The organism is Jiangella anatolica (genome assembly GCF_003236295.1).
GTDB lineage: Bacteria > Actinomycetota > Actinomycetes > Jiangellales > Jiangellaceae > Jiangella > Jiangella anatolica.
Window position 1 is genome coordinate 1 of record NZ_POTW01000146.1, and the last position, 11,347, is coordinate 11,347.

Here is an 11,347-nt window from a genome sequence, read left to right on the forward strand (position 1 = left end):
TGGTCATCGTCGGGCCGGGGGAGTCGACGGTGGGCGAGGCCGGGCGGGCGGGCAGCCTGGCGTCCTACGGCCTCGACGTCACCGTCGCGCTCCCCGGCGAGACGACAGCGACGACGAACCTCCCGCTCTCGGTCACCGTCGGCGCCTGGCTGCTGCAGCGCGACGGCTGGGAGGGGCCGGTCCACACCGCGACGGTAGGTGACGGCGACGGCGTCGAGCTGGGCCGGCAAGTCGCGGCGCGCGCCGACCGGGTCGCGCTGCTGGTGATGGCCGACGGGTCGCCGCTGCGCGCGGACACGACGCCGCAGGACCTGAGGGCCAGAGCGGAGAGCTACGACGCCGCGCTGGCGGAGGCGCTACGCGGCGGTGAGGCGGAGAAGCTGCTGGGTCTCGACGCGGAACTGGCCGCGGAGACCGGGGCGGAGGCGGGGCGGCAGGCGTTGACGGTGCTCGCGGGCGCCGCCGGCGAGCAGCTGTACGACGCCGAGGTCGGCTACGAGGCCGCGCCGTTCGGCGTCGGCTACCTGGTCGGCGTCTGGGAGCGGCACGGCTGACGCGCGCGCCGCTCCCTCGACCGCGTCAGGACTGGGGCGGGTTGTCCTCGCCCTTCTCGCCGTCGAGCCCGTCGATGAAGTCACGGGCCTTGTCGTCGACCCCGTCCAGGTGCTCGCTGTACTTGCCGCCGGTCTTGTCGTCGATGAAGTCGGTGGCCTTGTCGATGCCGTCGCTGACCTTGTCAGCGTTGTCGGACACCATGTCCTGGACCTTGTTCTTGATCTCGTCGAAGCCCATGATCGGCACTTCCCCTCGTTGACGTGGGCCGTCGGCCGCCCAGTGCGGCTCGACCAGTGCTCCCACGGACGTTCATACCCCCGGCTCGGACGGCCCGCAACGCGTTCGTGACAATTCCGCCGCGTGGCACACTCGGCGGGTGAGCCAGCACGTCCCCGTCGTCGCCGTCGTCGGACCCACCGCGGCCGGCAAGAGCGACCTCGCCGTCGACCTCGCGCTCCGGCTGGACGGCGAGGTCGTCAACGCCGACTCCATGCAGCTCTACCGCGGCATGGACATCGGCACGGCGAAGCTCACGCCGGACGAGCGCAAGGGGGTCCGGCACCACCTGCTCGACCTCTACGACGTCACCCGCCCGGCCACCGTCGCGGAGTTCCAGCGGCTCGCCCGCGCCGCGATCGACGACTGCCGGGAGCGCGGCGTCACCCCGATCCTGGTCGGCGGCAGCGCGCTCTACGTCCGCGCGGTGCTGGACCGGTTCGAGTTCCCCGGCACCGACGCCGCCGTCCGGTCCCGGCTGGAGGACGAGCTCGCCCGGGTCGGAGCCGCCGCGCTGCACGAACGCCTCGCCACCCGGGACCCGGCCGCCGCGGCCGCGATCCTGCCCACCAACGGCCGCCGCGTGGTCCGCGCGCTGGAGGTCATCGAGCTGACCGGCCGCCCGTTCACCGCGACCCTGCCGCCGCGCGAGTACCACTACGACGACGTCGTGCAGATCGGCCTGGACGTCCCGCGCGACGTCCTCGACGAGCGGATCGAGCGGCGCGTGGACCACATGTGGGAGCAGGGGCTGGTCGACGAGGTCAGGCGGCTGGAGGCGCAGGGGCTGCGCGAAGGACCGACGGCGAGCCGGGCGCTGGGCTACGCGCAGGTTCTGGCGTTCCTGGCCGGCGAGGAGACCGAGGACGCGGCGCGCGCCGAGACGGTGCAGCTCACGCGCAGGTTCGCCCGCCGTCAGCACGCCTGGTTCGGCAAGGACGACCGCATCGGCTGGGTGCCGTTCGACGCCGATGACCGGTTGGAGCGCGCCCTGACCTACCATCGTCGGTCGTGAGCGGGATCTCCTTCGTCAAGGGACATGGCACGCAGAACGACTTCGTGCTGGTCCCCGACGCCGACGGCGCGCTGGCCGGCCGACTCGACGAGGCGGCGGTGCGGCGGCTGGCCGACCGGTACGCCGGCATCGGCGCCGACGGCGTCATCCGGGTCACCCGGACGGAGACCGCCGCGGAGGTGCGGGAGCAGGCCGACGACGCCGAGTGGTTCATGGACTATCGCAACGCCGACGGCTCCGTCGCCGAGATGTGCGGCAACGGCGTGCGCGTCATGGCCCGCTACCTGTGGGAGAACAGCCTGGCCGACGGCCCGGTGCTCACGCTGGCCACGCGCGGCGGCGCCCGGACGGTGCATGCCGAGCAGGACGGGCAGATCACCGTCGAGATGGGCCGGGCCAAGCCGGCCGCCACCCGCCAGCTGGCCTTCGTCTGCACCGCAGGGCGCACCTGGGAGGCCGTGCCGGTCCGGGTGCCGAACCCGCACGCCGTCGTGTTCGTCGACGACCTGGACGAGGCCGGCTCGCTGACCACGCAGCCGGACCTGCGGCCGGCCGCCGCCTTCCCCGACTCAGCCAACATCGAGTTCGTCGCCGACCGCGGGCACAAGCACATCGCCATGCGGGTGTGGGAGCGCGGCGTCGGCGAGACCCGGTCCTGCGGTACCGGCGTGTGCGCCGCGGCGTGGGCGGCCATGCGCCGTGACGGGGCCGGGGCGGGCTCCCGGTATCTCGTCGACGTCCCCGGCGGGCGGCTGGTCGTGACGGAGCGGCCGGACGGAGAACTGCTGCTCACCGGCCCGGCCGTGCTCGGACTGCGGGGCACCGTCGTGCTGTGACCCAGATCACAGCATCCGGAACAACCCCGACGACGTCTCCTTCAGTAGAAGGAGCACGACGTCAGACTCGCGGTCGATGCGATCGCCGGGGAGCGGGCCTAACGTGGTGAACGTGGGGCGGCAACGAGGCCGGCCGCGCGCCTGACGGAAGGCGGTGCCCATGGGTGCGACGGAGAAGCAGCGACGCGAGGCCGTGCTGCAGGAAGTGGCCAGGCGCGCCCAGGAGAAGTCCACCGGGAAGGCCGGGCGGCGTGCGGCGACGCTGCGCGCGGCGGCGAAATTACGGTGGGCGGCGTCCACCGGGTCGAGCTATGGTCGTTCCTGAAGACGTCGAACGGCGGAAGCAGGAACATTGACGAACAGTCCAGGCCACGCATACAACCCCTATGACGACTCCGCCGAGCTGCCCGAGGTCGACGAGCTCGACCTCGTGGACGGCGACACCACGGGGGACTACGACCTGGACGAGCGGCACGCGCTGCGGCGCGTGGTGGGCCTGTCGACCGAGCTCGAGGACGTCACCGAGGTCGAGTACCGGCGGCTGCGGCTCGAGCGGGTCGTCCTCGTCGGCGTCTGGCCCGGCGGATCGTTCACCGACGCCGAGAACTCCCTCGCCGAGCTCGCGGCGCTGGCCGAGACGGCCGGCTCGCAGGTGCTCGAGGGCCTCGCTCAGCGCCGGCTGAAGCCCGACCCGGCCACGTTCGTCGGCTCCGGCAAGGTCGAGGAGCTGCGCGAGGTCGTCCAGGCGCAGGGCGCCGACACGGTCATCGTCGACGGCGAGCTGTCCGCGTCGCAGCTGCGCAACCTGGAGGACAAGGTCGGCGTCAAGGTCGTCGACCGCACCATGCTGATCCTCGACATCTTCGCCCAGCACGCGAAGAGCCGCGAGGGCAAGGCGCAGGTCGAGCTGGCCCAGCTGGAGTACCTCAGCCAGCGGCTGCGCGGCTGGGGCACCAGCCTGTCCCGGCAGGCCGGCGGTCGCGCCGGCGGCGCGGGCGGCGGCGTCGGCACCCGCGGTCCCGGTGAGACCAAGCTCGAGACCGACCGCCGGCGCATCCGCACCCGGGTGGCCAAGCTGCGCCGCGACCTCGCCGACATGCGCGTCGCCCGCGACACCAAGCGGGCCGACCGGCGCCGCAACGCCGTGCCCGCGGTCTCGATCGTCGGCTACACCAACGCCGGCAAGTCGTCGCTGCTCAACCGGCTCACCGGCGCCGGCGTGCTGGTCGAGGACGCGCTGTTCGCGACGCTGGACCCGACGGTGCGCCGGTCGCAGACGGCCGAGGGCCGGGTCTTCACGCTGGCCGACACGGTCGGGTTCGTCCGGCACCTGCCGCACGAGCTGGTCGAGTCGTTCCGGTCGACGCTGGAGGAGGTCGCCGACGCCGACCTGCTGGTGCACGTCGTCGACGGCTCGCATCCGGACCCGGAGGGCCAGCTGACGGCGGTGCGCTCGGTGCTCGCCGACATCGGCGCCGGCGGCGTGCGCGAGATCGTCGCCGTCAACAAGTCCGACGCCGCCGACCCGATGGTTGTCGCCCGGCTACTGCGCAACGAGCCGCACGCGGTCTCGGTCTCCGCGCGCACCGGCGCCGGGATCGACAAGCTGCGCGCGCTGATCGAGAGCGAGCTGCCGCAGCCGCCGATCGAGGTCGAGGCGCTGGTGCCGTACCACCACGGTGAGCTGGTGGCGCGGGTGCACACGATCGGCGAGGTGCTGTCGCTGGACCACGAGGCCGAAGGGACCCGGGTGCGGGCCCGGGTCCCCGAGGCGCTGGCCGCGGCACTGGAGCCGTACGCCGTCGCCCGTCGCTGATCGGCCCAGTCAGTCCGCGAAGTCCACCGTGATGAACCGCGGCCGGTAGATCGACACGTCCTCGTAGTGGTCGGTGTTGTCGAACGTGTTGACGTTGTACGAGACGACGAGGTCGCCGTCGCGGTCGATGTGCGGGTGGGCGTGCGCGTTGTAGGTGAAGATGTTCGGGTCGCCGTAGCTGCCACCGGCGCCGGTCTCCGGCGTCGTGTAGAGCACGGTCTTGTCGGTGAACGGCCCATACGGCGAGCACGAGGCGTAGGCGACGATCTCGGCGTTGAGCGGCACGGTCGTGTCGTGGGTGACCAGCAGATACCGGCCGTCGTGCCGTGACACGCTGTACTCGTTGGCGACGCCGTCCATCACCCTGACGGAGTCGGCCTCGTCGCGCGACCAGCCGTCGGCGGTGCGGTACTCCCAGGTCCCGAGCAGGCTGGCGCCCCGGACCCGGGCGACGTGCATGTACTTGACCGCGCCGTGGTCCTCGACGCCGTAGACGTAGGTGTAGGGACCGACCCGCCGGATCGCCGACGCCCACGAGATGCCCGCGGACGAGGGCAGGTCGTGCACGCTGAGCGGCTCGTCCGGGTGCTCGGGGGAGTAGCGGGCGAGGACGTTGCGGTTCCAGCGCCAGTCCCAGGCGCCCGGGCCGAACCGCTCGTACTCCTGGTACGTCGCCTCGATGACGTTGCCGCTGGCGTGGGCGTCGCCGGCCCAGAACCAGTGCGAGCCGTCGACCGGCGGCATCAGCGGCTCGGGATCGTCGGCGCTGCCCCGGTAGATCGTCTCGAGCTCGTCGCCGTCCTGGACGACGAACGAGTTGTTGAGGAACGGCGTCGTGCCGCCCTCGTCGGTGACGGGGGAGCGGCCGCCGTCGGCGTCGACCTTGCCGAGGAACGTGTCGGAGAAGACCCAGAACACGCGGCCGTCCTTGAGTGGGACGGAGTAGGTGCCGTCGGCGCCGGTCCAATCGTCCAGCGCGGTGTTGTCGTTGCCGTAGGCGGTGAACAGGCCGGTGAGCGCCGCGTCAGGAGCGGCGCCGGTGACGGCGGGAACGGTGGCGCACGCCGCGGCCGCCCCTGCTGACGCGGGTGCGGCGTGCGCCGCACCGCCGAGCGTGAGCACGACGGTGCCGGCGAGGAGGACACGGCTTCGATGACGAGTGACCATAGGAGAGTTCTAGTGATTAGATCACTAGATGTCCAGAGTTCACCCGTATGACGGCACTGCCCGTTTTCGTCAGTCCGGCTGCACGCGGCCGCCCAGGTGTGTGGCCAGGAACCGCTCGGCGGCGGCGTAGAACCGCTCCCGGTTCTCCGGCCGGGCCAGGCCGTGGCCCTCGTCCTCGAACAGCAGGTACTCGTGGTCCAGGCCCTTCTCCTGCAGCGCGGCGACGATCTGCTCGGCCTCGGCGATCTTCACCCGCGGGTCGTTCTTGCCCTGCGCGACCAGCAACGGGATGGTGATCTGGTCGACCTTCGACAGCGGCGAGCGGTCCCACAGCATGTCGCGCTCGGTCTCGGGGTTGCCGACGCGGTTGTGCATGAGCGCGATCTGCGGCTTCCAGTACTCCGGCACCGACGCCAGCAGCGTGAGCAGGTTCGACGGCCCGACGATGTCGACGGCGCAGCGGAACACGTCGGGCGTGAACGCGGCACCGGCCAGCGCGGCGTACCCGCCGTACGAGCCGCCGTAGATGCCGACCCGGTCGCGGTCGATCAGGCCCTGGCCGGCCAGGTGCTCGACGGCGTCGAGCAGGTCGGTGTGCATGGCGCGGCCCCACTCCTTGTTGCCGGCGTTGCCGAACGCCTTGCCGTAGCCGGTGGAGCCGCGGAAGTTCACCTGCACGCAGACGTAGCCACGGTTGGCGAACCACTGCGCCTCGGGGTTGTAGCCCCAGGTGTCGCGCGCCCACGGGCCGCCGTGCACGTCGAGCACCGCCGGCAGCCCGGCGCGCTCGACGCCGCGCGGGAACGTCAGGTAGCCGTGCACCGTCAGCCCGTCGCGGGCGGTGTAGGAGAACGGCTCCATCTCGGCCAGGTCGTACTGCTCCAGCTCCGGGCGGTGCGAGAACAGGAACGTCAGCCCGCCGGAGTCGCGGTCGTAGCGGTAGTAGCGGACCGGGCCGTCGGACAGCACGTCGTGCACCAGCCAGGTGCGGTCGTCGCGGACCGGCCGGGAGATGCCGACCTCGCCGTGCAGCCGCTGGATCAGTCCGCCGACCTCGGCGCCGAAGGCAGGGTCGAGGAAGGTCCAGGACTTGCGCTCCTTGATGAACGTGACGGCCTGCGGCTCCAGCGTCTCGGGGTGCTGGGCCACGCCGCCGGCGTCGTACTCGGGGTCCTCGGCCAGCACGGTCTCGGCGCCGGTCGCGAGGTCGACGCGGATCAGCCGGGCGGCGTTGACGCCGACGCTGGACAGCAGGTACGCGGCCGAGCCGTCGCGGCTGAACCCGGCGACGTCGGTGGTGAGGACGTCGTCGGGGCCGATCTCGAACCACGGCTCGTCGTCGCCGTCGTCGCCGCGGCGGTAGACGACCGCGCCGCCCTCCTCCGTCATGGCGACGCCGCCGCGGACCCGCTGGTCGGAGTCGACCAGCCAGCCGGCGTAGCCGGGGTTCTCGGCGACCTTGGTCAGCTCGCGGGTGGCGAGGTCGAGCCGGTACAGGTCGTGCAGCTGCGGGTTGTCGGCGTTCAGCCCGATCAGGATCGAGGTGGGGTGCCAGCGGTTGTGCTCGACGATGTACGCGGTGACCTTGTCCTGCGGCGTGACCAGCTCGGCCGCGCCGGACTCCAGGTCCAGCGCGTACAGCCGCCAGTCCTCGTCGCCGTCGGTGTCCTGCAGGTACACCAGCGTGCGGTCGTCGTGGCAGAACATGAACGTGCGCACGCCTCGGTGCCGGTCGTGGGTGACCGGGCGGGCGGCGGCGGGGTCGTCGGCGGGACCGACCCAGACGTTGAGCACGCCCTCGTCGGGGGCGACGAAGCCCAGCCTCGAGCCGTCCGGGGACAGCGTGGGGAGCACCCGCTCGGGGTTCCCGAAGAGGACGTCCCGGGGGATCAGCGGCACCGCGTCATACGTCATCCCGGCATTCCATCACGGGCCTCGGACAGGGTGAAGACGCGGCTGTGGACAACCGCTTTCCGGGTTGGCGGGTCGGGTAGTGTCGGGCCGGTGAATGAGGGCGATGTGACGGTCGAGAAGTTGCTCACCGCAGCCGTCGCGGCCGTCGGTGGGACGGAGCGCCCTGGGCAGGTCGAGATGGCCGAGGCGGTCGGCGAGGCGGTCGCCGACGGCAAGCACCTGCTGGTCCAGGCCGGCACCGGCACCGGCAAGTCGCTGGCCTACTTGGTGCCGGCGCTGCTGCACGCCGACGCCTCCGACGGGCCGGTCATCGTCGCGACGGCGACGCTCGCGCTGCAGGCGCAGCTGGTCGACCGCGATCTGCCGGCGCTGGCCAAGGCGGCCGAGCCGCTGCTGGGCCGGCCGCCCAAGTGGGCGACGCTCAAGGGGCGGGCTAACTACGCCTGCCTCCACCGCGTCCGCGACGGCGCGCCCGACGACCAGGGCATCCTCGTCCCCGTCGAGGAGCTGTCCGCCGGTCCGCTGGGCGCGGAGGTGCTGCGCGCCCGCGAGTGGGCCGAGGAGCAGGCCGCCACCAAGGGCACCGGCGACCGCGACCGGCTGGAGCCCGGCGTCAGCGACCGCGCCTGGTCGCAGGTCTCGGTGTCCTCGCGCGAGTGCCTGGGCGCGGCGCGGTGCCCGTACGGGCAGGAGTGCTTCGCCGAGGTGGCCCGGGCCCGCTCCGACGGCGCCGACGTCGTCGTCACCAACCACGCGCTGCTGGCCATCGACGCGCTCGAGGGGCTGCCGGTGCTGCCCGAGCACGATGTCGTGGTGGTCGACGAGGCGCACGAGCTGGCCGGGCGGGTCACCGGCGTCGCGACGGCGGACCTGTGGCCGGGGGTCATCGACCGCGCGGCGGTGCGTTCCCGGGCCCATGTCGACGACGGCGACGCCGAGGAGCTGCGCGCTGCGGGGGAGCAGCTGCGGGCGGCGCTGCTCGACGCGCCGGTGGGCCGGCTCGACACCGTGCCCGAGCAGCTGCTGGCGGCCCTGGTCGGGGTCCGCGACGCGGCCCGGGCGGTGCAGTCCGGGTTCAGCGGGTCCGCGCGCGAGGAGCGAGCCGCCGACGTCGAGTCGGCCCGGCGGGCGGCCAAGACGATGGTCGACGACGTCTACGGCACGGCCGAGCGGCTGGTCGCCAACGGCGAGCACGACGTCGTCTGGGTCGAGGACCGCGAGCGCGGCGGCCGGTCGCTGCGGGTCGCGCCGCTGTCGGTGGCCGGGCTGCTGCGGGAGCGGCTGTTCGGGCAGAACACCGTCGTGGCCACGTCGGCGACGTTGGAGCTGGGCGGCTCGTTCGACGCCGCCGCCGGGGCGTTCGGGCTGGCCGGCGAAGGCGCACCGGCGTGGCGCTCGCTCGACGTCGGTTCCCCGTTCGATTACGCCAAGCAGGGCATCCTCTACGTCGCGCGCGACCTGCCGACGCCGGGCCGCGACGGCCTGCGCCCGGAGGTCGTCGACACGCTGGTCGAGCTGATGGCGGCGGCCGGCGGGCGCACGCTCGGGCTGTTCTCGTCCCGGCGCGCGGCGCAGGAGGCGGCCGAGGCGGTGCGCAAGCGGCTGCCGGACCTGCCGATCCTCTGCCAGGGCGACGACGTGGTGGCGACGCTGCTGCGCACGTTCGCGGCCGACGAGAAGACCTGCCTGTTCGGCACGCTGTCGCTGTGGCAGGGCGTCGACGTGCCGGGCGGGTCGTGCCAGCTGGTCGTCATCGACCGCATCCCGTTCCCGCGGCCGGACGAGCCGCTGTCGTCGGCGCGGCAGCGGGCGGTCGAGAAGGCGGGCGGCAACGGCTTCATGTCGGTGGCCGCGACGCATGCGGCGCTGCTGCTGGCCCAGGGCGCCGGGCGGCTCATCCGCCGGTCGACCGACCGAGGCGTGGTGGCGGTGCTCGACCCCCGGCTGGTGACGGCCCGGTACGGCTCGTACCTGCGGGCGTCGCTCCCGCCCATGTGGTTCACCAGCGACAAGGCGGTCGTCTCGGGGGCGCTGCAGCGCCTGGCGGTCTCGTCGTCCTGAGATGTGCGGCATCGGCCGGGGCGTGTGGTGGCCTCGATGCCCCGGCCGATGCCGGCTCGTGCGCGCCGTCGCTCAGATGCGGCGCATGACCGCGACCACGCGGCCCAGGATGGTGGCGTCGTCGCCGTCGATCGGCTCGTAGTCGGCGTTGTGCGGGAGCAGCCAGATGTGGCCGTCGCGCTTCTTGAACGTCTTGACCGTCGCCTCGCCGTCGATCATCGCCGCGACGATCTCACCATTCTCGGCCACCGGCTGCTGCCGCACGACGACCCAGTCGCCGTCGCAGATCGCGGCGTCGACCATCGACTCCCCGACGACGCGGAGCATGAACAGCGTGCCCTCGCCGACCAGCTCGCGGGGGAGCGGGAAGACGTCCTCCACCGCCTGCTCGGCCAGCACCGGCCCACCGGCGGCGATGCGGCCGACCATCGGGACGTAGGACGGGGTCGGCAGGTTGCTCTCCTCGTCGTCCATCAGCTGCCGGGTGAAGTCGCCCGGCGCGGTCCCCGGCGGCAGCACCTCGAGCGCGCGCGGCCGGTGCGGGTCGCGGCGGATGTAGCCCTTGGTCTCCAGCACGCCGAGCTGGTGGGCGACGCTGGACGGGCTGGACAGGCCGGCGGCCTGGCCGATCTCACGCATGCTGGGCGGGTAGCCCCGGCGGCCGACCGACTCGCGGATCACTTCCAGCACCTTGCGTTGCCGCACCGTCAGGTCGGCCGGATGCTGGTGGGTCTCGGGGAAACTGTGCACCGATGCGCCGCCCGAATCGCCGCGCTCCTCGTCGTCGTTCTTGGCCACCACGCCACCTCCGGTCGCTGCTCACGCTGATATGTCGCACAGTCGAGTTATGTGGTCACAGTAGCCGGAGGGAGGGACACGATCAAACATCTGTTCGAACGTGTCTCGACTTTGTCAGTGGCACCGTGTACAACGTTTCGTACAGTCGTTCTATCGAACGGTTGTGCGATACAGACCGGAGGCTGACCATGGCGACGACGACCTACATCCCGCCGTTCGAGACCCGTACCCGCGTGGTGATCGAGCCCGATCACGCCGACCTCGCCCCGCGCCGCCACGTCGCGCGTCGTCGTCCCACGGGCCGTCCGACGCCGGTCCCGTGCGTGGGTTCGGCCGAGCCCTCCCTGCACGGTTCGCGCCTCACCCGGCGCGGGCGTGTCGTGGTCGGGCTGGCCTGGCTGCTGCTGATCGTCGCCGGTGCGCTGGCGTTCGTCCGGCCCTGGGACGGTTCCACCGGTTCGGCGGGCACCGTCACCACCGTCGAGGTGCGGGGCGGAGACACGCTGTGGGAATTGGCCACCGACGTCGCGCCGACGGCCGACCCGCGCGAGACGGTCGCGGCGATCATGGACCTGAATGGGCTTTCCTCGGCGGGCGACATCCGTCCCGGGGATGTGCTGGAGATTCCCTCCGGGCGCTGACGCCTGGTCGTTCGGTCCGGCGTCCCGGATCGCGATAGGGCATTGCCTCCATGCCTTGTCGCGTTCGCGGGGATGTCGGACCGTTTGCCGTTTGGGACAGTGGCTGGGCCCCCTGCTGTTTCGATTGTCGGGGGCGCGGTGGGTGACGTCCCGTGACGTGGTGTAGGTGGTCGTCCACGTGTGTGGGTCAGCGAGTTGTGCTGATCATGCCGTGAGGAGTGCTGTTGGTGCTACCTGTTGATCGTTGGTGGTGGTGTTGAGCAGGGCC

At 72.4% G+C, this 11,347-nt stretch carries 11 protein-coding genes; 6 read left to right on the forward strand and 5 right to left on the reverse strand.

Features of this window, described 5'->3' with window-relative positions; translation table 11 throughout:
• A partial coding sequence (locus tag C1I92_RS34170; protein WP_111258599.1) for a class III extradiol ring-cleavage dioxygenase family protein occupies positions 1–554 on the forward strand: 554 nt, incomplete at its 5' end.
• A gap of 25 nt (positions 555–579) precedes the next feature.
• Here the strand turns inward: C1I92_RS34170 and C1I92_RS31580 are convergent.
• Complete coding sequence (locus tag C1I92_RS31580) at positions 580–858, reverse strand: antitoxin (protein WP_233507504.1); 279 nt, start codon at positions 856–858, stop codon at positions 580–582.
• Between the two features lie 73 nt (positions 859–931).
• Between C1I92_RS31580 and miaA the strand changes: the two genes are divergently transcribed.
• Positions 932–1,846: a tRNA (adenosine(37)-N6)-dimethylallyltransferase MiaA gene (gene miaA, locus C1I92_RS31585; RefSeq protein WP_111258600.1), complete on the forward strand. Its 915-nt coding sequence runs from the start codon at positions 932–934 to the stop codon at positions 1,844–1,846.
• Positions 1,843–2,682, forward strand: coding sequence for a diaminopimelate epimerase (gene dapF, locus C1I92_RS31590; RefSeq protein WP_111258601.1), 840 nt, complete (start codon positions 1,843–1,845; stop codon positions 2,680–2,682). Before miaA ends, dapF begins: the two co-directional genes overlap by 4 nt.
• Positions 2,683–2,688: 6 nt before the next feature.
• On the opposite strand, the gene C1I92_RS31595 is transcribed toward dapF, so the two are convergent.
• Positions 2,689–2,982: a hypothetical protein gene (locus C1I92_RS31595; protein ID WP_111258602.1), complete on the reverse strand. Its 294-nt coding sequence runs from the start codon at positions 2,980–2,982 to the stop codon at positions 2,689–2,691.
• A 103-nt stretch (positions 2,983–3,085) separates the two neighbouring features.
• On the opposite strand from C1I92_RS31595, the gene hflX reads away from it, so the two are divergent.
• On the forward strand, positions 3,086–4,498 hold the full coding sequence (gene hflX, locus C1I92_RS31600) for a GTPase HflX (RefSeq protein ID WP_199521790.1): 1,413 nt from the start codon (positions 3,086–3,088) through the stop codon (positions 4,496–4,498).
• Positions 4,499–4,507: 9 nt separating this feature from the next.
• Here the strand turns inward: hflX and C1I92_RS31605 are convergent, their stop codons facing one another.
• Together C1I92_RS31605 and C1I92_RS31610 are read right to left on the reverse strand one after the other, a co-directional pair.
• Complete coding sequence (locus C1I92_RS31605) at positions 4,508–5,665, reverse strand: DUF5005 domain-containing protein (RefSeq protein ID WP_111258604.1); 1,158 nt, start codon at positions 5,663–5,665, stop codon at positions 4,508–4,510.
• Positions 5,666–5,734: 69 nt separating this feature from the next.
• Positions 5,735–7,579 carry a S9 family peptidase gene (locus tag C1I92_RS31610; protein ID WP_111258605.1) on the reverse strand — a complete coding sequence of 615 codons (1,845 nt, stop codon included), beginning with the start codon at positions 7,577–7,579 and terminating at the stop codon, positions 5,735–5,737.
• Positions 7,580–7,669: 90 nt separating this feature from the next.
• Here C1I92_RS31610 and C1I92_RS31615 point away from each other — a divergent pair, with 90 nt between their 5' ends.
• Positions 7,670–9,640: an ATP-dependent DNA helicase gene (locus tag C1I92_RS31615; RefSeq protein WP_199521789.1), complete on the forward strand. Its 1,971-nt coding sequence runs from the start codon at positions 7,670–7,672 to the stop codon at positions 9,638–9,640.
• Positions 9,641–9,712: 72 nt separating this feature from the next.
• On the opposite strand, the gene lexA is transcribed toward C1I92_RS31615, so the two are convergent.
• Positions 9,713–10,438: a transcriptional repressor LexA gene (lexA, locus tag C1I92_RS31620; RefSeq protein WP_146605363.1), complete on the reverse strand. Its 726-nt coding sequence runs from the start codon at positions 10,436–10,438 to the stop codon at positions 9,713–9,715.
• A 188-nt stretch (positions 10,439–10,626) separates the two neighbouring features.
• Between lexA and C1I92_RS31625 the strand changes: the two genes are divergently transcribed.
• The gene (locus C1I92_RS31625) at positions 10,627–11,079 is read left to right on the forward strand and encodes a LysM peptidoglycan-binding domain-containing protein (protein WP_158564381.1); all 453 of its coding nucleotides are present in this window, start codon (positions 10,627–10,629) and stop codon (positions 11,077–11,079) included.
• Positions 11,080–11,347 lie beyond the last annotated feature (268 nt).